This window comes from Oceanobacillus timonensis (assembly GCF_900166635.1).
GTDB classification, from domain to species: Bacteria; Bacillota; Bacilli; order Bacillales; family Amphibacillaceae; genus Oceanobacillus; species Oceanobacillus timonensis.
This window is the reverse complement of record NZ_LT800497.1, coordinates 3,075,448-3,098,983: the sequence shown is the minus strand read 5'-3', so window position 1 is coordinate 3,098,983 and position 23,536 is coordinate 3,075,448. Positions and strand designations below refer to the sequence as shown.

Below are 23,536 nucleotides of genomic sequence, written 5' to 3'. Positions count from 1 at the left end.
CAGAAAATAGCTGCATTTTTTTAGTGTTTTTTTGAGAATTGTAAAAAAGCTTATGGTAGATAATAAAAAACTTCACGCTATAAGCAATATACCCCTATAGCGTGAAGTTTTATGAAACTGCGTGATTTAATTAATCGTCGTCGTCATCTGAACTGGATGACATACTGGCCGGAATTCCAATTTGCAGCCATTTATCTCGTTCTGTTCTTGGATAGAGCATGGAAAAGTCATCCATGTCGTCGTATCCTTCTTCTCTCAGCCAATCCGGATTAAACATAATTCCGTTGTTTCTGCTGAATGAATTTCCATCATCGTCAGATTCTAAAACGCGTCTGCTGCCTCTTGTTAAACTATTATCTTCTTCGGTCGGTACATGTTCCGAATCAAATAAATCCGTTTTAACAAGTCCTACATCCTCACATAAATCAGATGGCTCCATGCCTGAAACAGCGCAATAACTTTCCTCTACAATGCCGTCCGGACGTTCAAACGGTTTTTCTGGAGTAACTAAGGCCGGATCCACCTCTGCAGATGCATTAATAACCTCTGCCCACAATTTCATATTCCGCTCACTGTAGGAAAGATGATAAGGGTGGTTAATGGATGCAGGGGTTTCATACCCAATCCAAGTACCAAATGTAATATTCGGATTGGACGCAACAAACCAAGCATCATGATAATCTTGGGATGTTCCTGTCTTTCCTGCCCAGTCAACATTTGTATTTTGGAGCTGTGAATTCACATAACCAGCTGTTCCGTTATCAATAACATCCCGCATCATATCTACTGTTAAGTACGAGGTCTGCGGAGAAAATACTTCGACAGGGTCTGTTTCATGTTCGTAAATAACATCCCCTTCAGCGTTCGTAATTTTATCAATCATATAAGCATCTGCAAATTTGCCATCATTGCCGAATGTAGAAAAAGCATTCACATTTTCTTCTACAGATATCCCGTGATCCATTGCACCGATAGACAGCGATGGAATGGAATGGTCGCTTTCTGTTAAAGAAGTGACGCCCATCTTCTCTAAATAGGAAGCAGGGTCATCATCAATCATTTCCATATATATGGCTGCTGCCGGAATATTGTATGAATTGGTAAGTGCAGTGCGGGCAGAAACAAGCCCATAATTACCGCCTCCATAGTTTCCTGGAGAAAACGACCCTCCGGCAAATGAACGCGGATAGTCCGCAATAGGAGTTCCCGGCTGGATAATACCTTCTTCCATTGCTGGAGCATAGTCCAGTAATGGTTTAATTGTACTGCCGATAGAACGTTTTGTATCTGTAGCGAAATTCACCTGATGGTCTTCATCAAATCCGCGTCCGCCGATAAAAGAAATAATTTTTCCGGTATTATTCTCGACCATAATAGCACCTGTCTGAATTTCCTGCGTTACTTCATATTCTTCCCCTTCGCTGTTGGTTGCTGTAAAGGTTCTGGAATAACCATAGTCAGAGTAATTTTCTGCAGCTTCTTGCATGGCGTCATAGATATCTTTGTTAATTGTTGTATGAATTTGATAACCGCCGTCACGCAATTCTTTCTCTGTACGCTCTATATATTCTGCGCGCAAATCGTCATCTTCTTCCAAATCTTCTTCGGTAACGTCATCTTCTTCCATTAATATCTCTTGAATGATGTCTTTTGTGCGTTTTTGTACTTCATACGTGACATAAGGATATTCGTCTGTAGAAGAAGGGACTGCATCAATAAAGTCACTGGCAATATCATAATTAGCAGCTTCCTCCAGTTCTTCATCTGTGATAAATTCCATATCATGCATGCGATTCAACACTGTTTTCATACGATTAATACCAGGCTGTAATTCTTCTTCTGATTTTAATTCCCCTGCAGCTGTAAACGGTGTATAGGAAGATGGACCTTGCGGGAGTCCTGCCAGATACGCAGCTTGTGGAATCGTTAATTCAGAAGCTTCCACACCAAAAATACCTTTGGAGGCTGTTTGTATACCTGCAATATTACGACCGGATGAATTTCTGCCATAAGGGATAATATTTAAATAAGCTTCCATAATTTCATCTTTCGTAAAATAATTTTCCAGTCGCATTGCTAACAGTATTTCTTTCGCCTTCCGGTCAAAGGATACTTCGTCGGTCAGGACCTGATTCTTGATAAGCTGCTGTGTCAGTGTACTTCCTCCGGTCTGGACAGAAGAATTCAGAAATTCCTGTGCTGTCGCTCTTAAAATGGCTTTGGGCACAACGCCATTATGCTCCGGGAAGTATTCATCCTCTGTCGCAATAACCGCATCCGTTAATGTAGAGGAGATATTCTCAAGACCAACTTCCTCCCGATATAAATCGCTCCGGATATCCCCTAAATAAACTTCATCTGCAAAATAAATACTGGACGTTTCTGAATAATTATAAATATCATCTGCCATCGAGGCTTCACTTCTTAAAGGCTCCTCATGAACGAGAGATGCAAAGTATCCAAGCCCGATACCACCAGCAAAAATGCCGCCGATGACACCTACCACGATAGCAAATAATACCAAATTCCAAACAACGTCATACGTAATTCTTGATACTTGTTGGATAACACCTTCTTTCCACCAACTTTTAACAGTATTAAAAAAACGTTGTAGTTTTTCTTTCATAATTGACATTAGACCTCCTAATTCAACAATTATTATAACATAGAGAAAATATAGTTTGGTAGTGAGATGATAAATAGCTTGCGTAAGAAGTCCATTTATGCTATGAATAGTATTATCATATCCATTTATCTTTTATAAACATGGAAGGATCGAAGTAGCATTGGTGAATCCCTATCATAGAGAGCTGACGGGTGGTGTAAGTCAGTATATATTCCCATGCGAATTACAGTCTGGAGTTTTTCTTTTGATGAGCAGGAATAGCATTTGTTCATCAAAAGAACGGTGAAAAACATCGTTAACAAACCTTAAGTGGCTATATTATGATAGCAACAAGGGTGGTACCGCGAATCCAACTCGTCCCTTTCTTACCAGAGAGGAGGCGGGTTTTTTATTTTCTCCTTTCAAAGCGGAGAAGTAGCCGGGATTGTCAGTAAAACGAAACTATCTATTAATGGAGGAAAGAGTATGAATATTTTACAGGACTTAGAAGACAGAGGACTAGTGAATCAAGTAACAGATCGGGATGGATTAGAAAAACATCTCGAAAATAATCAAGTAACCTTATACTGTGGATTTGATCCGACAGCGGACAGCTTGCACATCGGGCATTTGGTTCCTTTAACGATGCTGCGCAGATTTCAACGGGCAGGCCATAAGCCGATTGCATTAGTCGGCGGGGGCACCGGCATGATTGGCGACCCAAGCGGGCGTTCAAGTGAACGCAGTTTAAATACCGAAGAAGTTGTTTTTGGCTTTACAGAAAGTATTCAAAAGCAAATCGCCAAAATTGTAGATATGGATGATTCCTCCAGTGATAATCAGGTTGTATCCCGTAACAATCATGACTGGCTGGGGCATATGACCATCATTGATTTTCTCCGTGGTGCAGGAAAACATTTTGGAATCAATTATATGTTGTCCAAGGATTCAGTTGCTGCAAGGCTGGCACAAGGGATTACCTTTACGGAGTTCAGCTACATGATTCTACAATCTTTAGACTTTTTACGATTATATGAAGAAGAGAATTGTACATTACAGATTGGCGGTAGTGATCAGTGGGGAAATATTACAGCCGGCATGGAACTTATTCGTCGTTCCAGGGAAAATCAAGGGGAAACAGCGGAAGTTTACGGTTTAACTGTACCATTGATTACAACGGCAGATGGAACCAAATTTGGAAAAACGGCCGGTAATGCTATTTGGTTAGATGCTAAAAAAACATCCCCATATGAATTTTATCAGTTTTGGATTAATGCGGATGACCGTGATGTTATCCGTTTTATCAAATACTTTACTTTTCTTTCTGACGAAGAAATCGCTGTGTTAGAAAAAGAAGTAGAAACACAGCCGGAAAAACGAGTTGCACAACGCCGTCTGGCAGAAGAAATGACTCGCAGTATTCATGATGAAGCTGCTCTAGAACAGGCGCAGAGAATTTCTGCAGCATTATTCAGCGGGGATATCAAACAATTAAAGCTAGATGAAGTGGAGCAGGCATTTAAAGATGTCCCAAACTATGATACGGTAAAAGAACCAATCGGACTGATTGACTTACTGGTGAATGCTTCTATCTCTTCATCCAAACGCCAAGCAAGAGAAGATGTGAAAAATGGAGCTGTCTATATCAATGGAGAACGTGTTCAAGATATAGAATATACGGTGGATGAATCGGACCGGTTAGGTGATGCTTTCACGGTAATCCGCAGAGGGAAGAAAAAATACTTCTTAATTCGTTTTCAATAAAGAAAAGACAGTCAAAAAAATAGATTTGACGTAAAAGGAAGCGTCAAATCTATTTTTATACATCGGAGTATGAAGTTCCATGTTTTATTCATTACTAAAAAATAGGGCCAGTGTTCCGGGACCGGAATGTGCACCAATGACGGAGCCGACCATTTCAATAATAATGTTTTCTTCTTTTACTCCAAATCTGTCCTGTATCATTTTTGATAGTTCCTGTGCTCGGGGTAAATCATCCCCGTGACTGATACCAATAGTTTGATTTTGTAAATCGTTGCTGCGCTTGTCCATGACATCAACCATACGTTTGAGCACTTTCTTTGTACCTCGGATTTTTTCCAGAGGAATCAGCTTTCCGCCATCCACATGCAAAAGGGGTTTAATGTTTAATAAGCCGCCGACAAAAGCTGCTGTTTTACTGACGCGGCCTCCACGATACAGATATTCCAAATTGTCTACTGTAAATATATGTTCCATCTTTGCAGCATTTTTTTCAGTTTGTTCAATAATATCGTTAAAGGAAAAATCATTCTGCGCCATTTTAGCGGCTTCTAATACTACCAAACCAAGCCCCAGGGAAGCGCATTTGGAATCAATGATATGCAGCGGTGCTTCTGGATTATTTTCTTTAAGTTCCTGCTCCACCATTTTTGCAGCTTGGCAGGTTCCTGATAATTCGGAGGAGAATGCAATATAGATCAAAGGTTTTCCTGCTTCTGCGTAGGAAGTGAAGATTTCTTTAAACTGATTGGCTGATGCTTGTGACGTTTTTGGAGCTCCGCCTTCCCGCATGGCATCATAGATCGTTTTCGGGGTAATATCGATACTGTCTTGATAGTCTTTGGATTCCAGGTGAACAGTTAATGGTATCATTTCAATATGATATTCGTTATAATAATGTTCGGATAAATCACATGCACTGTCTGCCAGAATGGTGACGGACATTATAATCACATCCATTTCTTTAAGAGTAAGATTGTATACTAAGTTTACGTTTAATAAAATAGTTAGTCAAAAATTTAATCAAGGAGGCTGTGATGTGTTTTATGTTGAAGCAAAAAGGATAAGCATTGTTATAATAGGAGCTTTATTAAATGCAGCTGCTTTAAATTTCTTTCTGATAGGTGCCAATGTATATGCCAGTGGTTTTACAGGGGCAGCTCAGCTGTTATCCAGTATTTTTAACGATTTCTTGGGGATTGGTTTATCCACAGGTATTCTCTTAGCTCTTTTAAATATTCCTGTCTTGATATTAGGTTGGATAAAAGTAGGAAAGGGATTTACGATTTATAGTATTATATCTGTCTTTTTCTCTACTTTATTTTTAGAAGTATTACCGCTCATTTCGATCTCAGAGGATATTATTTTAAATGCGGTATTTGGCGGTGTTATTGCTGGTGTCGCTGTCGGGATGACATTAAAGGCCGGGGCTTCTACAGGCGGGATGGATATTGTTGCCATGATTTTATCACGTCTGAAAGATAAACCGATTGGGAATTATTTTTTAATTATGAATTCCTTGATTATTGTTATTGCCGGTGTTTTGTATGAACCTGAAAATGCTTTATACACGATGCTGACATTGTATGTAACGACCCGGGTAATTGATGCTATTCATACCCGTTATGAAAAAGTAACTGCGTTTATTGTTACCAAGAAAACAGATGAACTGCAACAAGCTATTCATGAGACAATGGTGCGCGGGATAACCATTTTACCTGCAAAGGGAGCTTATACAAAAACAGATAAGAGTCTGATGTATCTGGTTGTCACAAGGTATGAATTATATGATTTGGAAAGAATTATTAATGAAGTGGATCCAGAGGCATTTACAAATATTGTGGAAACCGCCGGCGTTTATGGTTTCTTTAGAAAAGATTAAAAAGGTGTGGATAGGATGAAACGTTGGTATGTTATTGTTGCTGTGATAGTCTTGTTAGCAGGTTGTGGAAATAGAGGAGAAGAAGTCATTGAGCCGGCTGCTCCTGGTGAGAACGATGAAGCGGCAAGCACAGTGATGTTCCAGGAAATTGATATTACAGCAGATGGCGAACAGTTCTATATCGTTGGCCAGGCGAAGACAGATGGAGATGCTTTCTTCTATCGAGTGGAACAGGATGAAGAAACCGTGCAAGAGGAAGAAATGGTTGACTTGGAAGAATCAGATCCAGACGCTTTTCAACAATTTGAAATCATGGAGACTTTCTCGGAAGAAACACTGGAACAGGAGGAGCCTCCCATTGTCGTGATGTATGGAAAAGATGCGGATAATAATGAAATTAATCCCAATTATGTACCGATAGATACAGAAGAATAGCGTATTTTCTTCTGTCCGGTACTTTAATAAGTTATACTTATTCAGACAGTAAAAAAGAGGCGGGAAACCCCGGCCTCTTTTTAATAACCAAACTTCACAAATATTTCTTCTACTTTTGGATTGATATTTTCCCAATCCGCATCAAAATGTTTGTTGACGGTAATAAAATTTTGGTAGCCAAATACATTATCAACGTCTTCCAATTTCATTAATTCATTTAAAATTTCATGTTCGCTTACATCACCAGGCATAACAGATATACTGTTCGTCCCGGAGAAAATGATGCTGTCAGCTGTATATTTCATCGCGTTTGGATTCGGTGTCGGCGAAATATGTATTGCCATGTGCATACCTCCTCATATAATTAACCATAAGTTCATATTAACAGAAAATCAAAAAGAGATAAAGAAAGGAAAGTTGCGAATGGCAGCTTTCCTGAAATTAAATAATAATATCCTTTTTATTAAGATTTAAATATTCTTCTAAAAATATGCCAATACCATCTTCTTCATTGGATAAGGTCTGATGTTTCGATACAGAGATAAGTTCATCAATGGCATTCCCCATTGAAACGCCGACGCCGGCATAATCAATCATCTCTAAATCATTATCTTCATCGCCAAAAGCGATAATATTTTCTCTGGCTATATGGTATTCATCTGCTATACGCTTCAGACCGACTGCTTTATTCATGCCTTTTTTTATGATTTCAATAATATTCCATGGCGCTCCCCATTTACGGTGTTCGATAACCTCAGCATGGTAATCATTTAAATGCGTTCGTAAGGCTTGCACTTGCGAGGCATCTGGATAAATTAGAACGGAAGTCGGATCATATTTTAATTTTGACTTAATATCGCCGATAATGTATGGCGATTCCTCGGGGAACCCTTGAAAGATAGTCATTAAATCTTCGTTATATTGATCTAAATAAACCTGATCCTGTACCTCAGCTAATATATTATTTACTTTCACTTCGTTGGAAACATCAATAATCCGATGGGCGGTATTTAAAGGCATCGGGGTGTGAATACCTTTCCAGCTGGTATCCAGAGGATGATGCACAAATGCTCCATTAAAATTTACCATGGGCGTTTTTAATTGAAGTTCCTGGTAGTATTGTATACTGGCACGGCCAGGTCTGCCGGTAGCGATGACCACAACATGACCGTCTTCCATTGCCTGGGATATCACTTGCTTGTTCCGGTTGCTTATTTTCTTGTCATCACTTAATAAGGTACCATCCAAATCAAGTGCAATTAAATGCCTGTTTTTGTTTTCCATTCCTTCACCTCTCATCTAACTTTATCCTACCATGATTTGAAAATATGTAAAGTAAAGAAAAGTTAAATAAAAGCTGCTTTATTTGCGAAAGATATTACAAAAACTTTACAATAAAGATAGTATGTTGATAAGCGAAAGGAAGCGTGTCAAAGATGATAGGGATTTATCAGGAACCAATTAAAGGGATACCTTGTTTACATGTTGTTGATCAAAAGTATGAGGGGAAAGCACGGCCGGCTGTTATCTATTTCCATGGTTTTACAAGCGCCAAGGAACAAAATTTGCCAATTGCTTATATGCTTGCCGAAAAAGGGTTTCGTGTTTTTTTGCCGGACTCGCTGCATCATGGGGAAAGAAATGGCGGCCTATCAGATGAAAAGCGTCAGCTGGCTTTTTTTGAAATTGTGTTAAAAAACATAAGTGAACTGGAGATCTTTCATCAATATTTATTGGATCATACCCTTTTAAAAGAAGGGGCATTCGGTGTAGCCGGAACCAGTATGGGCGGGATAACAACGAGTGCTGCGCTGGTCAAATATCCTTGGGTGAACGCTGCAGCTGTTATGATGGGGACGCCAAAACTGGAAATGTACGCCAAACAATTATTGCATTATGTTGAAAAGAATGGTCAGTCTCCATTTACGCGAGCGGATTTGGATCTTTTATTCGAAAAACTGGCGGATATCGATTTGTCTACCCATATGGAGTCGCTTAAAGAACGTCCGTTAATGTTCTGGCATGGTGAAAATGATAAAGTCGTACCTTTTGAGCAGTCATACACTTTTTATCAAACGGTGCAATCATTTTATAAAAAGGAAGAGAACCTGCAATTTATTGGAGAAAAAGGCAGGGAACATAAAGTAAGTGTACCGGCAATGCATCATGCAACAGATTGGTTTGAGCGGCATCTGTTGTAAAATGATTTTATAACATGTTAAAGTATGGTTTAATAGAAGTAAGGGAAAGGAGGATAACGCACATGGATGAATCGATGAAAGAATATCTTATGGGAGCATTGGAAAATGTAATTGATCCAGAATTGGGTATTGATATTGTCAATCTTGGTTTAATATATGGTGTTGATCTGGATGAAGAAGGTATATGTGAAGTTACCATGACATTAACTGCAATGGGATGTCCACTGTCTGCGCATATTGAAGCTGATATCAAACATGCTTTATCAGATATTCCAGAAGTAAAAGAAGCCAATGTAAATATTGTCTGGGATCCACCTTGGGGTAAAGAAAATATGTCACGCTATGCGAAAATTGCCTTAGGTATTCCGGATTGATAATAATAAAGAAAGCATCTGCTGTTTTGTAGATGCTTTCTTTTATTACGAATGCTTATAGGAAAAGCAATACAAGAAGTCCAACGGCCACACAGTAGTATGCAAAATACTCCAATTTTCCGTGGCGCATGATATTCATAAACCATTTAAGGGCAAAATAGCTGGCGATAAATGCTGTCATAAATGCTACCAGATAGGGTGCCCATAGATAACTTATTGCTGGATCTTGAGCGATTTCCGGAATTTCAAGAATACCTGTCCCGAGACTTACCGGGATATAAAGCAGGAAAGAGAATCGTAAAGCTGTTTCTTTCTTCATTCCGACAAGCATAGAAGCGACAATTGTAGCACCGGATCTGCTTATTCCCGGTGTGACAGCTATAGATTGAACAAGCCCCACAATCACAGCATCCTTGGTGGATAAATCTCCATCCTGTTTACGGCCTCTGAGGTTGCGGATAATCCAAAGAAAAAGCGCAGTAATAAGTAAAGTAATTCCAACTACATTTGTACCGCTTAATGTTTCGCCAAGCACATCTCCAAACAGCAAACCAATAACCCCTACAGGAATGGTTGCAATAACGAGATAAACAACAAACATAAAATCACTTTTGACGGTTTTATCCCCTTTGAATAAGAAATTCCACGTATTAACGATTAAACGTACAATATCTTTGCGGTAAATCAGCATAACTGCCAGCAGAGAAGCGAAGTTAACAAAAATTTCAAAGGAGAGCCCTCTGGCTTCGATGTTAAATAACTCCCTGACAATGATTAAGTGTCCGCTGGAGGATACCGGAATTGGTTCGGTAACACCTTGAACGATACCAAGAATAAAATACTGGATCAATGTCCATAAATTACTTAAAGCATCCATTTTAAATACCTTCCTTTATTTTTTTCTTTTCATTTCCGAGCCTGTCTCTTATATGTAAATATGCTGAAAAATACAGACATAGAACTTTTACCTGGAGATAAAAAATCTTTACAGATTCATCTGAAATATTGAAACCCCTTGCCGCATATACTAAGACAAGGGGTTTTTCTTATTTGGTGTCTTCTTTCAAAACGAAATTGGTTAAAACAAAAATGAATACAACAAAGATGCCTGCTACAATGAGTGCATCGCGAATAACAAACGGCTGTCCTCCCATACTTGTCAATACATAAGAAACTGCTAAAGCAATAGCAACAGCCCAAAAAATAGTTCCTATAAAACGCATATGTCCACCTCGCTTTACTAACTTGTTTAAAAATTATTCTTTTCATATATTAACATTTTAACACGAAACATCTTCGCTTGCTTGAAAGATAATAAAAAAATCATGAATAAAAATCAACTGGAAGATGGCAATCATTTTTTGAGTAAAACATAACTCAACTTTGGCACTAAAAAAAGTGACTTCCACTCTATAGAAACAGGGGTTGATTGTTTCTTCCGTACAGCTATTGACAAAGATTTGAAGGTACAGTGTAAGGCGACCGCTACGGCGGACCGTTTTGCTTTCCGACGTACAGGATGTACTAGTGCAGACGTTGCAACAGGACGTTGCGTTCTTAGTCTGCCTAGGGGCACGCTCTTCAGCTAACTTTTGCCAAGAAGAGCACTTGGCAAAAGGGCATCTTCAGATGGTGCTGATCCCTCAGGAGTCAAAACGGTCCGCCTCCGCTAGCAAGGGATTCGATGCTGTTTGAGACAGCAAACTTAATAAAAGTTAAATCAGAAAGAACAAATTTTTCGTGATGCATGAATCAGTCCTTTCTATGAATGAAAGCTATTCTTGATATGAATGATCCACGATGTCATGATTTGAACTGCTAAATCAACCATTGGAAACATCAAAATGATGGTTTATTTAGGCTAAAAAGCGATTATTTCATCTCACTTCATCAGGATGTCATTTCTTCCATGTGCTGTAGAATCCTATTAGAGCGCAGGCCAACCACGTAGAACTAGTGGTTTACAGGCTGAAATCGTGACTCCAGTCACAACGCATGCACTTGCACGTCCTGGGACTACGGTTACCAATGTTGTCAGGTTAATAAATTTTCAAAAAATAATAGTTGCTATAAGCATAGAGCAATAAAGCTAACCAGCGGAGGAAAAACACGGAGACTCCTGCGGGAAAGCGCAAATGTCTTCGGTGGGGCGAGTAAGCGCAGTCCCAGTGGGAAGACCCCGCAGGAAAAAAGCGAACTTCTTTTTTCCGAGGAGGAGTGAGCTCGGGGCCCGCGGAAAGCGTAGTGTTTTTCCGTAGCGGTCATACTAACCTGACAACATTGCTACGGTTACTCGCCCTATCGAAAACATTTGTGCATCGCAGGGCGAGCTGAAGGTCCACTTGAAAAGCGGAGTGGTTGGCCAGAGCGGAGCTACACACCATATCCCGTTCAAAAATAGAAGAATGATTGAACGAAAAACAAGCAGAATAATAGAGATCATATTCATCCTGGAACAGCAAGGGTTATATGCTTACTCTTAGGTGCGAAAGTTGAGAACACAATCATTATTAATAATTAGAGGAGAGAGGAGTGTTTTGTTTGCGTATATTAGTTATTTCCCATAACCATTGGGCAGGATATCATATTGTAACAAAATTCTTGGAGGATGGGTGTTACGTTGATGGCATTCGCAATACGCAAATTGATTCAGGTTTAGAAGATTTTTTTGGAAGAAATAGTCACTTTCAAGAAGTGGATCAAATAACAAAAGATTATGACCTGGCAGTTGTTATCAATCATACTGAGGTAAAGAATGTGCACCGGCATGCGGAGAGAGTGATGCACATTCAAACCGATGCCAATTTAAATATAGAATCAGATACTCCACGTACGACCGTCATTTATGCACCTTATCTTATCGGCGAGGGGATGGAAATGGGGGAGAACGGGTTGATTTTGGATGGTGATGGCAGAACAATGCCCGATACAGACAATGATTGGCAAAAAAAAGCGATATATATCAAAGATTTCTTAAAAGTATTGATGCAATGGATAAAAATGAGCTATTTGCCTACATTAATAGAGATTATTTCTGTTAACGATAACTTAACAAACACAAAAGTTGAAAAAAAGCAGGTTCTACTGGAAAATAGAGATATAAATGCAGTCATAAAAACAATACAAACATTTAATAAGCAACTGCGGTAATGGAATGGGTGTGCTAAAGTGAAATATATCTACTATCCAATGATTCTCTTCTCGTTGATTTGCACATTGTCTGCTTGTTCTTATTTTGAGACAGGTCAAATACAAAATGTCGGGTTTATAACGGATGCTGAAATAGATAATAATCCTTGGACAGAACAAGGATATAACGCAATGCAAGAAATAGGTGATACGTACGATACGGATGTTTATTATGAGGAAAATATAGAAACCATGCACCAAGTACAAGAAACGGTGGATGAATTTGTAAACAACGGTGTTAACTTGATTTACGGCCACAGTAATATCTATGGCGAATATTTTATGTCACTTGCTGAAAGTTACCCTGACGTTCATTTTGTTTATGTCAATGGCGGTGAATCCGGTGAAAATGTGACTTCTTTAAATTTTAATGCACATGCAATGGGATTCTTTGCCGGTATGGTTGCAGGAAATATGACAGAAAGCAATGAGATCGGAGTTATTTCTGCTTATTACTGGCAACCGGAAGTAGAAGGGTTCTTCGAAGGCGTGAATCATGTTAATCAAGAAGCAGAGATAAAGTTGGATTACTTAAATGATTGGAATAATACAGAACTTGCAATGGATAATTATACAAAAATGAAAGAGCAAAATGTAGATGTTTTTTATCCGACCGGAGATGCTTTTAGTGAGAGTATTTTGAAAGCGGCCGAAAAAGATGGCCTGTATGCTATCGGTTATTTGACGGATCAGAGGGAAATCGCTCCGGATGCTGTTTTAACCAGTACTATTCAGAACATCGGTGACCTGTATCAATTGGTAGCAGACGATTTTAACAAACAGGATTTAGAAGGAAAAATCTATACCTATGATTTCCATGATGAATTTATTTCTTTAGGTGCATTTCATCCTTCCGTTCCGGATGATGTGAAAATGCAGGTGGAAAACGATATTGAAGCCTATATTGAAACAGGCTTATTACCGAATGAATATTAATACAGCATGCTATGCTGTTTGTATTCATATATCGGTGAGAATAAAAGCATCATAAAACGTGGTAAAAGCGTCTGCATGCTCCATGTAAATTGTAACTTGCTATCCAATTCATTTTATCTTAAAATTAGTACCAAGTCATAATGATTGATATTAATGTTATATAGAAGAGGAGCGCGTTTAAATGAGTATCGGTATTTTAGGAACCGGCCATTATTTACCTACAAATGTAGTTACTAACCATGATATGGAGAAAATTGTGGATACCAATGATGAGTGGATTCGGACCAGAACAGGAATCCATGAAAGAAGGTTAGCTACAGACGATATTGATACTTCAGATATGGCCTATGAAGCATCTGTAGATGCATTAAATGAAGCGGATGTTAAGGCGGAAAATATTGATTTAATTTTAGTAGCGACGGTAACACCGGATACAGCTTTTCCGTCTATTGCCTGTCGGATTCAAGAAAGGTTAGGCGCTGTAAATGCTGCGGCAATGGATGTAGGTGCAGCTTGTGCCGGTTTTATGTATGGTGTTATTACAGCAAATCAATTTGTTGCTACTGGAACATACAAAAATGTACTTGTAGTCGGAACAGAGAAGCTGTCGAAAATAACCGATTGGACAGACCGTTCTACATGCGTTTTATTTGGCGATGGTGCTGGAGCAGCTGTGATTGGAGAAGTATCTGAAGGGAAAGGAATCCTGTCCTTTGAACTTGGCGCAAATGGCGCTGGCGGGAAGGAACTTTACTTAAATAAAGAAGACCATATTATCATGAATGGAAGAGAAGTTTTTAAATTCGCTGTAAGACAAATGCCGGAATCCACCATCAATGTGGTTGAAAAAGTCGGATTGTCCCGTGAAGATGTGGATTATCTTGTTCCGCATCAGGCAAATATCCGGATTATGGAAGCTGCGAGAGAACGTTTAGGTATTTCTGAGGATAAAATGGCAAAATCGATTGAGCGTTTTGGAAATAATTCTTCTGCTTCGATCCCTATGGCTTTGTCTGAAGCAGTAAAAGAAGGTAAAATAAAAGATAATGATTTAATCGTATTAGTCGGATTCGGAGGAGGCCTAACCTGGGGTGCTGTTGCGATGCGCTGGGGCAGGTAAGTCTTATCTAGTTAAAGGAGGATAACAATCGTGGAAAAAAGAGTTGTAATAACAGGACTAGGAGCTGTAACTCCCGTTGGTAATGATGTAGCTACCATGTGGGAAAGCATTCGTAATGGGAAATCGGGTATTGACTTTGTAACAAAAGTAGATAAAGAATTATTTACAGCTAAAGCAGCTGCAGAGGTGAAGGATTTTGATCCAAATGCATATATGGACAAAAAAGATGCACGTAAAATGGATCCATTTACGCAATTTGCAGTGGCTGCTGCCAAAATGGCCGTGGAAGATGCTAAATTAGAAATTACAGAGGAAAATGCAAATCGTATCGGTGTTTGGATTGGATCTGGCATTGGCGGAATGAAAACTTGGGAGGAGCAGCACTCCAAATTTTTAGAGAAAGGTCCGAAGCGCGTTAGTCCTTTCTTCGTGCCGATGATGATTCCGGATATGGCTGCTGGACAAGTATCTATTCAGTTAGGAGCAAAAGGGATCAACTCTTGTACGGTGACTGCCTGCTCTTCTGGTGCGAACTCTATTGGAGATGCATTCAAAGCCGTTCAGCGTGGCGATGCTGATGTGATGATTACAGGCGGCACCGAAGCGCCAATCAGTGATATGGCATTTGCTGGGTTCTCTTCAGCGAAAGCATTATCGACTACAGACGATCCAAAGAAAGCATGCCGCCCATTTGATAAAGATCGAAATGGTTTTGTGATGGGAGAAGGGTCAGGCATTCTGATTATAGAATCGCTTGAATCTGCTAAGGAGCGCGGTGCAGAAATTTATGCAGAAATTGTTGGTTATGGAGCAACAGGTGATGCGTATCATATTACCGCGCCAGCAGAAAGCGGAGAAGGTGCAGCACGTGCAATGCAACAAGCCATTGCTGATGCACATCTGACTTCCGATGAGATTGATTATGTGAATGCGCATGGTACAAGTACCGACTTGAATGATAAATATGAGACACAAGCTATCAAAACGGTCTTTGGTGAAAAAGCATCCAGCTTGGCTATTTCCTCCACCAAATCAATGACTGGTCATTTGTTAGGTGCTGGGGGAGCAGTGGAATCAATTATTTCTATTAAAGCAATCGTTGATGGCGTTGTACCTCCAACGATAAACTATGAAACACCTGACCCGGAATGTGACCTGGATTATGTACCAAATGAAGCAAGAGAACAAGAAGTCAATGCAGTAATAAGTAATTCGTTAGGTTTTGGCGGGCATAATGTAGCGCTCGTATTTAAAAAATATGAAGCATAGATGATAAAGACTTATCTCTTTTTTAAAGAGGTAAGTTTTTTTATGAAAATTTGTATTTTCCTGAGGACAAGCACATAGAATGATATTAACTGGACAAGCAAGCGAGGCGAGGCGATGGGTTCTTTCTTTTTATTTTTAGTCGGATTCGGGATGACTGTTACAGGAAGTGTTACCGTGATAGCTTATTTTAATTTTCTCCCCGCTGGGTTAACATGGGTTGATTATTTTGTGTTTATAGCAGGACGATTAGAATGTTATTTTCTTCCTTTAGGCGTCTTCCTTTTATTGATTTCACTCCGCCATTTTAACGTAGAAAAATAAGTGTTTTCGCATAAAAAAATGTGAGATGGTCATAATGTATTTTAACCTTCAAGTTCAAGGAGAATAAATGTCTTTGATATGTTAAAGCGGGAAATGATTCTCTGAGGACTAAGAGATTTAAAATGGCAGATAAGGTGGGGTTAGGAAATGTTATATTTACATGATGCTTGGGTAAATTGGTTTGAAGGGGAAGAGAACGGATATAATGTATGCCCCTTTCATGAATGGAGGAAATCGGATTCGATTGAATTGCTGGATCAAGTACCGTTATTGTACATATCGAGTGAGCTTTTTGAATATATTGAAAATGATATTCTTGAACTCCCGAAAGACTTACTCGATTCGATCTACAAAAGAGCAACAATACGTAAGGGGCAAAAAAGAACAGTCTTGGAATATGCGGCTGTCGTGACAGATGGAATGGAAATTCTCGCTTTTGATACGGCAGGATACTATATCCCGGTTAGAAAAAGCAGATTAATTCCCAGACAGGAACAGTTAGTATATAGCATGATTGAAAAAGCAGAACAAAAAACATACGATTGTCAATATGAGAACTATCAAAAAGAATATCATATGCTTTCTATGCCGCCTTCCTTTATTTATGGACTTACAAGAAGAGAACGCCAACTGAAACAGCTTTTAATGATTGGTTTGGATCAGTTAAAGACAACAAATGATAAACAAGAATTACGATACTGGCTTACCGAATGGAATCCAAAAAAATACCCGTCTATCAAATACATGAATGAAGAAGAAGTTTGGGAGGCGCTGTATAATGGATTAAAAAATGGCTGGAGCCAGTCGCATGAAGAGCTTTGCAGGAAATTAATCCGCGGACAGGCTTTCCTGGAAAGAATGTGGGAAGCTGAAATAGAATCGGAAGAAAATACTTCAAAACAAAATTAATCAATAAAATCCCGGGAAGTACAATGACGTACGTTTCCCGGGATTTATTTATTTCCTGACTCTTCCTAATCCGACAGCTTTTTTTGCTTTTTTTAATGTCTTACCGGCAGTAAAGGAGGCTTTTTCTGCTCCTTTGTCCAGGATAAGGTCTAATTCTTCGGAGTCAATTAATGCTTTATATCTCTCTTGAATCGGTTCTAAAACACGGACGACAGCGTTGGCTGTATCTTGTTTAAAATCTCCGTATCCTTTATCGGCATATTTTTCCTCGATACTTTCAATGGATTCACCGGTACAAACGGAATAAATCGTTAATAAATTAGAAATTCCCGGTTTGTTTTCTTTGTCAAATTTAACAATACCTTCTGAATCTGTTACAGCACTTTTGATTTTCTTCTCAATTTGCTTTGGTTCATCAAGCATTGAGATATATCCCTTTTGGTTCGTATCTGATTTACTCATTTTTTTCGTTGGATCCTGTAAAGACATAATACGTGCACCAACTTTAGGGATGCGAATTTCCGGGATGGTAAATATATCGTTGAAGCGGTGATTAAAACGCTGTGCTAAATTACGCGTCAGCTCCAAATGTTGCTTTTGGTCATCTCCGACTGGAACGACATTGGTATTATATAATAATATGTCAGCTGCCATAAGAGAAGGATAAGTTAACAAAGCGGAAGAAACAGCTTCTTGCCCTTGTGATTTATCCTTGTATTGTGTCATCCGCTCTAATTCACCAACATAGCTGATAGATTGAAGAATCCAAGCTAGTTGAACATGCTCCGGGACTTCGGATTGGACAAAAAGAGTAACTTTATTTGAATCGATTCCCGACGCCAAATAAAGTGCAGCTAATGATTTAATATTTTTTCTTAATGCTAATCTGTCTTGCGGAACAGTTATGGCATGCTCATCAACGATACAGAAGTAACAATCATATTCATCCTGCAATTCGACAAATTGTTGTAGGGCACCTAAATAATTTCCCAGAGTCAAAGTACCACTGGGCTGAATTCCTGAAAAAATGGTTTGCAATGTTTTCACCTCATTTATTATTTTGAAGCAGAAATAATGTCTGCCTGGGAAAGGCTTAGCTGCCTTGGAGTAATGTTGCATTATTTCCCAGGCAATAAAAAAGCCCACTCATCCCTCGATTAGGGACGAATGAACCGTGTTGCCACCCTGCTTATTCTATAAAATAGAATCACTTCATTATTAAAAAAGCTCCAAAGTCCAATTCCATCTTCCCTTGATACTTGTTTGCAGCACCACAAGCTCTCTAAAATCAGCGGGAAAGATGTACTTTATCTTCTTCTGTGCTCTTCATATTTAATTAAGTTTATTATAAGTTTATTTTTGCCAAATTGCAAGTGAACTTATACATGAGAAAGCGAAGAAGTATCTAAATCTTTTTTTGGGGGATTATTTTAGCAACCTTTTATCATACAAATGAAAACTTTTTTCCGCTTTTTTCGATTTTTTCTTTTAAAAACGCTCAAAATTCCTTTATAATAGTAAGAAAATATATACATATGGGAGATTGATTGGATGAGGAAATGGAAGAGCCTGGTGATGACTTGTGCTGTTGCTGGTGCAGCATTTGTCGGTATGGGGCAAGCAGAGGAAGTTCGTGCAGAGGATGGGGCAGACGTAACAGCGCAATCACATAAAGAGCGAACCACCAGTTTAAAAGAAATAGATACATCCCAGCAGTTCAGTCGTTTTGTCATTACATCTGATTATAATTTTACATATCCGGATGCAGTAAGAGGAATCTATGTAACGGGGAACACGGCCGGTGGAGAAAAAATGAATGATTTAATAGACTTTGTGTCTTCAACAGATTTAAATTCAATGGTTATTGATGTGAAAGAGGATTACGGACATATCACTTTTGCTCCGGAAGAAGAATCGGTATACGAAGATATCGGAACAACATATATTTCTGACCCGGATGCCATGATGGAACGATTAGAAGAAGAAGAAATTTATCCAATAGCACGCATTGTTGTTTTCAAAGATAGTATTTTAGCAGAAGAACGACCAGATTTATCTTTTAAAGAGAACGGGGAAGTTTGGAAAAATGGCGGAGGAGATGCTTTTGTTAATCCATTCGAAAAAGAAGTCTGGGAATATAATGTAGAAATTGCTAAAATGGCAGCGGAAATGGGCTTTAAAGAAATTCAATTCGACTATGTCCGTTTCCCGGAAGGCTTTGAAACAAGAGATGAAGATTTGGAATACTCCATGGGAGATTATGCGGATTTGGATATGAATAATACGCAAAAGCGTGTCGAAGCAGTAACTGATTTTGTTGGTTATGCCCAAGAAGAATTGAGTAATTATGATGTGGATGTATCCGCGGATATTTTCGGATACGCAGCAACGATTGAGGAAACACCTGGAATTGGCCAGAACTTCTCGAAAATCTCAGAGAACGTGGATATTATTTCATCTATGATTTATCCAAGTCATTGGGGCTCTTACTTTGGACTTTCCAACCCGGATGAAGAACCATATGCTCTTGTTGACGAATATTCCCAAGTAGAAAATGATGTATTAAGTGATTTGGATGAACCACCAATGTCACGACCATGGCTGCAAGATTTCAGTGCTCCATGGCTGTATAGCGGACCGACATTTGAATACGGCCAAGAAGAGGTAGAAGCACAAATTAAAGCATTATATGAAAATGGAATCGATGAATTTTTACTTTGGAACGCCAATAACACTTATACGGAAGGTGTAGATTATCTAAAAGGGAAAGAAGAAGAGGAGTAATGAAAAGCCGCGGATGGGTTCCGCGGCTTTTCGTTATGCCATTTTTGTATGCGATATATCTGTTAAAATAATCCCAGCTTATATTTCACAATGGAAATGTAATCAGTTATAATAAAAAACAATAATCGATAAAGGAGCAACTTGTATGAATTGGTATGAAAAGCTGAACGATTATTTTCCGGTAGAAGAAATGAAATCCAAGCAACATATGGAGATTTTGCTGGCGGAAAAAGGCGATGTCTATTTCAAAGATGAGAGTCCGAAGCATGTATTGATGTATGCTGAATTTGATACGTTTATTTTTATTGATTACCTCTGGGTTTCTGCAAATACACGGGGACAGGGGATTGGTCATCAGCTGATGGACAAGCTGAAAGAAAAAGGCAAGGCGATTATACTGGAAGTAGAGCCAGTTAAATATGAAGATACAGATTCAAAGAAAAGATTAAAATTTTATTCCCGTGAAGGCTTTCATCATGCCAGGGCAATCGGTTATAACCGTAAATCGCTGGCAACAGATGAAGAAACCCCGATGGAGATTTTATACTGGTCGCCAGAGGATGATTCAGAGGAAGTCATTTACAGCCAAATGAAAAAAATGTATGAAGACATTCATACATATAAAGATAAGGAAATCTACGGAAAAAAATATCAGCCTTCTGATGAGGTACTGCATTATAACGAAAATGAAAAAGCAGATAATCTGTTAGCTGGTATCCAGAAACGGAAAGAAAAAGATAATAGGTAAAATAAAAAAGACTGCAGAGGATTTTGTCTCTGCAGTCTTTCGTTTTAAGAAGATTTTGTTGAAGGTTGTGCAGATGTACTTTGATTCAAACGATCCGCCAGTCCAGTTGGTGCTTTAGGACTTGAACTTCCTTCCAGTAAACTGTCTTTAAAATTATACGCACTGGAACCATGTTCGGTAAAGTCCAGCCCAGCTTTTTCTTCTTCAGCAGATACACGGATTGGCGAAATTTTATTTAATACATAAGTAAATCCGCCTGCTGTTATAGAAACCCATAACATGACTGCCAAAACACCAGTTGCTTGAACACCCAGCTGAGAAAATCCGTTGCCGTAAAATAATCCTGTATCTATCGAGAAAAAACCGATAGCCAGTGTTCCCCAAATTCCACAGGCTCCATGTACTGCAATAGCTCCGGCGGGATCATCAATACGTAATTTTGTATCGATAAAGCGGATGGTTTCTACTAATAAAATGCCGGATACCAGACCGACGAGAATGGAACCGCCTAATGAAATTTCTGCTGCTCCTGCAGTAATGCCGACTAGACCTCCTAACACACCATTCATGGATAACGATGCATCCACTTTTTTAAAACGCAGCTTTGTATAGAATGAAGAAGAGATTAGTGCAGCAGATGTAGATAATAGCGTTGTACCGATAACATATGGAACCAGGGAAGGGTCGGCTGCCAGCGTACTTCCGCCATTGAATCCGAACCAGCCTAACCAGAGTATGAATATGCCGAGCGCTCCTAAGGGTAAATTATGTCCAGGAATAACATTTACTTTCTCTCCGCTGTATTTCCCGATTCTTGGCCCAAGAATCAGTGCAACCATCAGTGCCCCGGTTGCACCGGTCAAGTGAACAACCGTAGAACCGGCAAAATCACTGAATCCAAGGGCAGTTAACCAGCCGTCGTCTTGCCAAATCCAGTGGCCTGCTACTGGGTAGATAAACACGGTCATTGCTATAACAATAAGTACATAGCTTCCCAATTTTATCCGTTCTGCAACAGCTCCAGAGATAATGGTTGCACAAGTTGCAACAAACATAGCCTGGAATACAAAGAATCCAACATCTTCTACACCATTTAAGAAAAAACCATCTGTTCCAATCATAGATCCTAAGGAAGAACCGAACATAATGCCATATCCGGCTAAGAAAAAGAGTATAGCAGCAGTACAAATGGTTAAAAAGTTTTTCATTAAAATATTTAATGTGTTTTTAGAACGGGTAAAACCGGATTCGACCATGGCGAAACCCGCATGCATAAAGAAAACTAAAATGGCTCCCAGCATGACCCAAACAAGATTAATGGATAATTCCAAAGACTCGGTTGTCGGTGTTTGAGCGTATGCTGGCGTAGTGAATAAAAATAATAGGACTGCGAATGAAAATACTTTTTTGCACATATGGTTTCCTCCTCATTTTTAATAAATGGCTTTTGTTCCACTTTCTCCGGTTCTTATTCGAATAACTTGCTCCATAGGCGATATAAAAATTTTCCCATCTCCTATTTGTTCTGTTTTACAAGCATCCATAATATGGCCGACAATCTCATCTGTTCGGTCTTCCGATACAATTAATTCTACTTTTAGCTTGGAAAGTAAGGTAACTTCAAATTCTGTAGAACGATATACACCTACCTTGCCTTTTTGCTTTCCTGTTCCGGCAACTTCTGTTACTGTCAGTCCGTCAAAACCAACTGCGGACAGTTTTTCCCGTAAATCCTGAAATTTCTCCGGTTGTATAATTGCTTCCACCTTTTTCAATAAAGATCTCCTCCTTTGATTATGTTAGAAAACCTAACACAATGAGTTATGTTATATATCATAATGGTATCTTTTTTTAATTGCAAGGTTTTTGTAAGATTATTTTGAATAAAACGTTTTCAAAAAATATGTTTAAATAGGCATGAATGATGGTAAATATAAATAAATACAGTATTTTGATGAAGAACCAGTATTTAAAGAGAAATTCTTTGCGATAAATTTTATTTTTCAGGTTTATTATCAATTAGAGAAGGGAAACTTAAAAATATGTAAGAGGCGGTAAGATAAATTAAATAAATGATTTTATCGCAACCCCTACCTTTTATTAGATATTTGGTGTATAATAAGTACATACAGGTAGATTATACTTATTATTATTTAATAAAGTTAGGTCAATGTTGAAAATACAAAATAGATTGAGGAGTGAAGTTTTATGGTAACACTTTATACCTCACCAAGCTGTACTTCATGTAGAAAAGCAAAAGCATGGCTGGAAGAGCATAATATCCCATTTACGGAGCGTAATATCTTTTCTGAACCTTTATCTCTTGATGAGATTAAAGAAATTTTGCGTATGACGGAAGACGGAACAGATGAAATTATTTCTACAAGGTCAAAGGTTTTTCAAAAACTGAATGTAAACTTTGATCAACTGCCGATGAAAGATTTATTCAATCTAATTCAGGAGAACCCCGGCTTATTACGCCGTCCGATTATTTTAGATGAAAAACGGTTGCAAGTAGGCTATAACGAGGATGAAATTCGCCGTTTCTTACCAAGAACAGTCCGGACATTTCAATTGCGTGAAGCTCAACGAATGGTTAATTAATAATAAAATAAATAAGAAGGGGTGCAGAATCTTCTGCACCTTTCTTTATGGCAAGATATGGAAAAACAAAATAAGCTTTGATAAATGACAAAATACTTGAAATACGTTAGAATAACTAACTAACATGAAAGATATAAGTGCGCCTTCTATATGTATATCCATATAGAGCAGGCAGTAATCAGATGACCCCCGTCTGTTTTTCATAAAATAAACAGGAATTGGGCATTTTCATTTCTTGTGGATTGCATTTTTGCATACAATGTGATAAATATGATTCATGATTAGGATGACACTGATTCGGGTACATCTATAATATAAACACGTTTATACTGTCGGCTCTGTTATGCAGGAGAATATGTAGGAAATGGTTCTATCTTAATGAGAAGGGGGAGCTTATT

23 protein-coding genes and 2 other annotated features are annotated in these 23,536 nt (G+C 38.7%); of the genes, 14 read left to right on the top strand and 9 right to left on the bottom strand.

What is annotated here, in order from left to right:
* Positions 1-130: 130 nt before the first annotated feature.
* A complete protein-coding gene (locus tag B7E05_RS15185; protein WP_080876327.1) occupies positions 131-2,626 on the bottom strand; it encodes a transglycosylase domain-containing protein in 2,496 nt (831 codons plus the stop codon).
* Positions 2,627-2,758: 132 nt separating this feature from the next.
* Positions 2,759-2,991: a binding site (T-box leader), on the top strand.
* Positions 2,992-3,091: 100 nt separating this feature from the next.
* Between B7E05_RS15185 and tyrS the strand changes: the two genes are divergently transcribed.
* The gene (gene tyrS, locus B7E05_RS15180) at positions 3,092-4,369 is read left to right on the top strand and encodes a tyrosine--tRNA ligase (RefSeq protein ID WP_080874998.1); all 1,278 of its coding nucleotides are present in this window, start codon (positions 3,092-3,094) and stop codon (positions 4,367-4,369) included.
* An 84-nt stretch (positions 4,370-4,453) separates the two neighbouring features.
* Here the strand turns inward: tyrS and B7E05_RS15175 are convergent, their stop codons facing one another.
* Positions 4,454-5,311 carry a DegV family protein gene (locus tag B7E05_RS15175; protein ID WP_080874997.1) on the bottom strand — a complete coding sequence of 286 codons (858 nt, stop codon included), beginning with the start codon at positions 5,309-5,311 and terminating at the stop codon, positions 4,454-4,456.
* 94 nt (positions 5,312-5,405) lie between these two features.
* On the opposite strand from B7E05_RS15175, the gene B7E05_RS15170 reads away from it, so the two are divergent.
* The gene (locus B7E05_RS15170; RefSeq protein ID WP_080874996.1) at positions 5,406-6,248 is read left to right on the top strand and encodes a YitT family protein; all 843 of its coding nucleotides are present in this window, start codon (positions 5,406-5,408) and stop codon (positions 6,246-6,248) included.
* A 15-nt stretch (positions 6,249-6,263) separates the two neighbouring features.
* Positions 6,264-6,683, top strand: a complete 420-nt coding sequence (locus tag B7E05_RS15165; RefSeq protein ID WP_080874995.1) for a hypothetical protein — start codon at positions 6,264-6,266, stop codon at positions 6,681-6,683.
* 80 nt (positions 6,684-6,763) lie between these two features.
* Here the strand turns inward: B7E05_RS15165 and B7E05_RS15160 are convergent, their stop codons facing one another.
* A complete protein-coding gene (locus tag B7E05_RS15160) occupies positions 6,764-7,027 on the bottom strand; it encodes a NifU N-terminal domain-containing protein (protein WP_080874994.1) in 264 nt (87 codons plus the stop codon).
* A 97-nt stretch (positions 7,028-7,124) separates the two neighbouring features.
* Positions 7,125-7,967 carry a Cof-type HAD-IIB family hydrolase gene (locus B7E05_RS15155; RefSeq protein ID WP_080876326.1) on the bottom strand — a complete coding sequence of 281 codons (843 nt, stop codon included), beginning with the start codon at positions 7,965-7,967 and terminating at the stop codon, positions 7,125-7,127.
* 152 nt (positions 7,968-8,119) lie between these two features.
* Here B7E05_RS15155 and B7E05_RS15150 point away from each other — a divergent pair, with 152 nt between their 5' ends.
* Together B7E05_RS15150 and B7E05_RS15145 are read left to right on the top strand one after the other, a co-directional pair.
* The gene (locus B7E05_RS15150) at positions 8,120-8,884 is read left to right on the top strand and encodes an alpha/beta fold hydrolase (RefSeq protein WP_080874993.1); all 765 of its coding nucleotides are present in this window, start codon (positions 8,120-8,122) and stop codon (positions 8,882-8,884) included.
* Between the two features lie 62 nt (positions 8,885-8,946).
* Positions 8,947-9,258 carry a metal-sulfur cluster assembly factor gene (locus B7E05_RS15145; protein ID WP_080874992.1) on the top strand — a complete coding sequence of 104 codons (312 nt, stop codon included), beginning with the start codon at positions 8,947-8,949 and terminating at the stop codon, positions 9,256-9,258.
* Positions 9,259-9,313: 55 nt separating this feature from the next.
* Here the strand turns inward: B7E05_RS15145 and B7E05_RS15140 are convergent, their stop codons facing one another.
* Both B7E05_RS15140 and B7E05_RS15135 read right to left on the bottom strand, forming a co-directional pair.
* On the bottom strand, positions 9,314-10,135 hold the full coding sequence (locus B7E05_RS15140) for an undecaprenyl-diphosphate phosphatase (protein WP_080874991.1): 822 nt from the start codon (positions 10,133-10,135) through the stop codon (positions 9,314-9,316).
* Positions 10,136-10,304: 169 nt separating this feature from the next.
* Positions 10,305-10,481, bottom strand: a complete 177-nt coding sequence (locus B7E05_RS15135; protein WP_080874990.1) for a DUF2929 family protein — start codon at positions 10,479-10,481, stop codon at positions 10,305-10,307.
* Between the two features lie 1,318 nt (positions 10,482-11,799).
* Here B7E05_RS15135 and B7E05_RS15130 point away from each other — a divergent pair.
* The 6 genes from B7E05_RS15130 (at position 11,800) to B7E05_RS15105 (ending at position 17,002) form a co-directional block, all read left to right on the top strand.
* Entirely contained in the window at positions 11,800-12,408 is a 609-nt protein-coding gene (locus tag B7E05_RS15130; RefSeq protein WP_080874989.1) for a hypothetical protein, read from the top strand.
* Positions 12,409-12,426: 18 nt separating this feature from the next.
* The gene (locus tag B7E05_RS15125) at positions 12,427-13,383 is read left to right on the top strand and encodes a BMP family ABC transporter substrate-binding protein (RefSeq protein WP_080874988.1); all 957 of its coding nucleotides are present in this window, start codon (positions 12,427-12,429) and stop codon (positions 13,381-13,383) included.
* 181 nt (positions 13,384-13,564) lie between these two features.
* Positions 13,565-14,503, top strand: coding sequence for a beta-ketoacyl-ACP synthase III (locus B7E05_RS15120; protein WP_080874987.1), 939 nt, complete (start codon positions 13,565-13,567; stop codon positions 14,501-14,503).
* A gap of 27 nt (positions 14,504-14,530) precedes the next feature.
* Positions 14,531-15,772 (top strand): beta-ketoacyl-ACP synthase II, encoded by a 1,242-nt coding sequence (fabF, locus tag B7E05_RS15115; RefSeq protein ID WP_080874986.1) that lies wholly within the window; start codon positions 14,531-14,533, stop codon positions 15,770-15,772.
* A 114-nt stretch (positions 15,773-15,886) separates the two neighbouring features.
* Positions 15,887-16,093, top strand: a complete 207-nt coding sequence (locus tag B7E05_RS15110; protein WP_080874985.1) for a YuzI family membrane protein — start codon at positions 15,887-15,889, stop codon at positions 16,091-16,093.
* A 147-nt stretch (positions 16,094-16,240) separates the two neighbouring features.
* Positions 16,241-17,002 carry a DUF3603 family protein gene (locus B7E05_RS15105; protein WP_080874984.1) on the top strand — a complete coding sequence of 254 codons (762 nt, stop codon included), beginning with the start codon at positions 16,241-16,243 and terminating at the stop codon, positions 17,000-17,002.
* A gap of 48 nt (positions 17,003-17,050) precedes the next feature.
* Here B7E05_RS15105 and trpS read toward each other — a convergent pair whose 3' ends face one another.
* Positions 17,051-18,040 (bottom strand): tryptophan--tRNA ligase, encoded by a 990-nt coding sequence (gene trpS / locus B7E05_RS15100; RefSeq protein ID WP_080874983.1) that lies wholly within the window; start codon positions 18,038-18,040, stop codon positions 17,051-17,053.
* Between the two features lie 118 nt (positions 18,041-18,158).
* Positions 18,159-18,331: a binding site (T-box leader), on the bottom strand.
* Positions 18,332-18,553: 222 nt separating this feature from the next.
* Here trpS and B7E05_RS15095 point away from each other — a divergent pair.
* Positions 18,554-19,786: a putative glycoside hydrolase gene (locus tag B7E05_RS15095; RefSeq protein ID WP_080874982.1), complete on the top strand. Its 1,233-nt coding sequence runs from the start codon at positions 18,554-18,556 to the stop codon at positions 19,784-19,786.
* Between the two features lie 145 nt (positions 19,787-19,931).
* Positions 19,932-20,534, top strand: a complete 603-nt coding sequence (locus B7E05_RS15090) for a GNAT family N-acetyltransferase (protein WP_080874981.1) — start codon at positions 19,932-19,934, stop codon at positions 20,532-20,534.
* 44 nt (positions 20,535-20,578) lie between these two features.
* Here the strand turns inward: B7E05_RS15090 and B7E05_RS15085 are convergent, their stop codons facing one another.
* Together B7E05_RS15085 and B7E05_RS15080 are read right to left on the bottom strand one after the other, a co-directional pair.
* Positions 20,579-21,949, bottom strand: a complete 1,371-nt coding sequence (locus B7E05_RS15085; protein WP_080874980.1) for an ammonium transporter — start codon at positions 21,947-21,949, stop codon at positions 20,579-20,581.
* 18 nt (positions 21,950-21,967) lie between these two features.
* A complete protein-coding gene (locus tag B7E05_RS15080) occupies positions 21,968-22,309 on the bottom strand; it encodes a P-II family nitrogen regulator (RefSeq protein ID WP_080874979.1) in 342 nt (113 codons plus the stop codon).
* 433 nt (positions 22,310-22,742) lie between these two features.
* Between B7E05_RS15080 and spxA the strand changes: the two genes are divergently transcribed.
* Positions 22,743-23,138: a transcriptional regulator SpxA gene (spxA, locus tag B7E05_RS15075; protein ID WP_080874978.1), complete on the top strand. Its 396-nt coding sequence runs from the start codon at positions 22,743-22,745 to the stop codon at positions 23,136-23,138.
* Positions 23,139-23,536: the final 398 nt, after the last annotated feature.

What these genes read in the sequence shown, in the direction of transcription:
- B7E05_RS15185 (WP_080876327.1), bottom strand. Translation starts at nt 2,626, where the DNA reads ATGAAAGAAAAACTACAACGTTTTTTTAATACTGTTAAAAGTTGGTGG.
- tyrS (WP_080874998.1), top strand. Translation starts at nt 3,092, where the DNA reads ATGAATATTTTACAGGACTTAGAAGACAGAGGACTAGTGAATCAAGTA.
- B7E05_RS15175 (WP_080874997.1), bottom strand. Translation starts at nt 5,311, where the DNA reads ATGTCCGTCACCATTCTGGCAGACAGTGCATGTGATTTATCCGAACAT.
- B7E05_RS15165 (WP_080874995.1), top strand. Translation starts at nt 6,264, where the DNA reads ATGAAACGTTGGTATGTTATTGTTGCTGTGATAGTCTTGTTAGCAGGT.
- B7E05_RS15160 (WP_080874994.1), bottom strand. Translation starts at nt 7,027, where the DNA reads ATGGCAATACATATTTCGCCGACACCGAATCCAAACGCGATGAAATAT.
- B7E05_RS15155 (WP_080876326.1), bottom strand. Translation starts at nt 7,967, where the DNA reads ATGGAAAACAAAAACAGGCATTTAATTGCACTTGATTTGGATGGTACC.
- B7E05_RS15150 (WP_080874993.1), top strand. Translation starts at nt 8,120, where the DNA reads ATGATAGGGATTTATCAGGAACCAATTAAAGGGATACCTTGTTTACAT.
- B7E05_RS15145 (WP_080874992.1), top strand. Translation starts at nt 8,947, where the DNA reads ATGGATGAATCGATGAAAGAATATCTTATGGGAGCATTGGAAAATGTA.
- B7E05_RS15140 (WP_080874991.1), bottom strand. Translation starts at nt 10,135, where the DNA reads ATGGATGCTTTAAGTAATTTATGGACATTGATCCAGTATTTTATTCTT.
- B7E05_RS15135 (WP_080874990.1), bottom strand. Translation starts at nt 10,481, where the DNA reads ATGCGTTTTATAGGAACTATTTTTTGGGCTGTTGCTATTGCTTTAGCA.
- B7E05_RS15120 (WP_080874987.1), top strand. Translation starts at nt 13,565, where the DNA reads ATGAGTATCGGTATTTTAGGAACCGGCCATTATTTACCTACAAATGTA.
- B7E05_RS15110 (WP_080874985.1), top strand. Translation starts at nt 15,887, where the DNA reads ATGGGTTCTTTCTTTTTATTTTTAGTCGGATTCGGGATGACTGTTACA.
- B7E05_RS15105 (WP_080874984.1), top strand. Translation starts at nt 16,241, where the DNA reads ATGTTATATTTACATGATGCTTGGGTAAATTGGTTTGAAGGGGAAGAG.
- B7E05_RS15095 (WP_080874982.1), top strand. Translation starts at nt 18,554, where the DNA reads ATGAGGAAATGGAAGAGCCTGGTGATGACTTGTGCTGTTGCTGGTGCA.
- B7E05_RS15090 (WP_080874981.1), top strand. Translation starts at nt 19,932, where the DNA reads ATGAATTGGTATGAAAAGCTGAACGATTATTTTCCGGTAGAAGAAATG.
- B7E05_RS15085 (WP_080874980.1), bottom strand. Translation starts at nt 21,949, where the DNA reads ATGTGCAAAAAAGTATTTTCATTCGCAGTCCTATTATTTTTATTCACT.
- spxA (WP_080874978.1), top strand. Translation starts at nt 22,743, where the DNA reads ATGGTAACACTTTATACCTCACCAAGCTGTACTTCATGTAGAAAAGCA.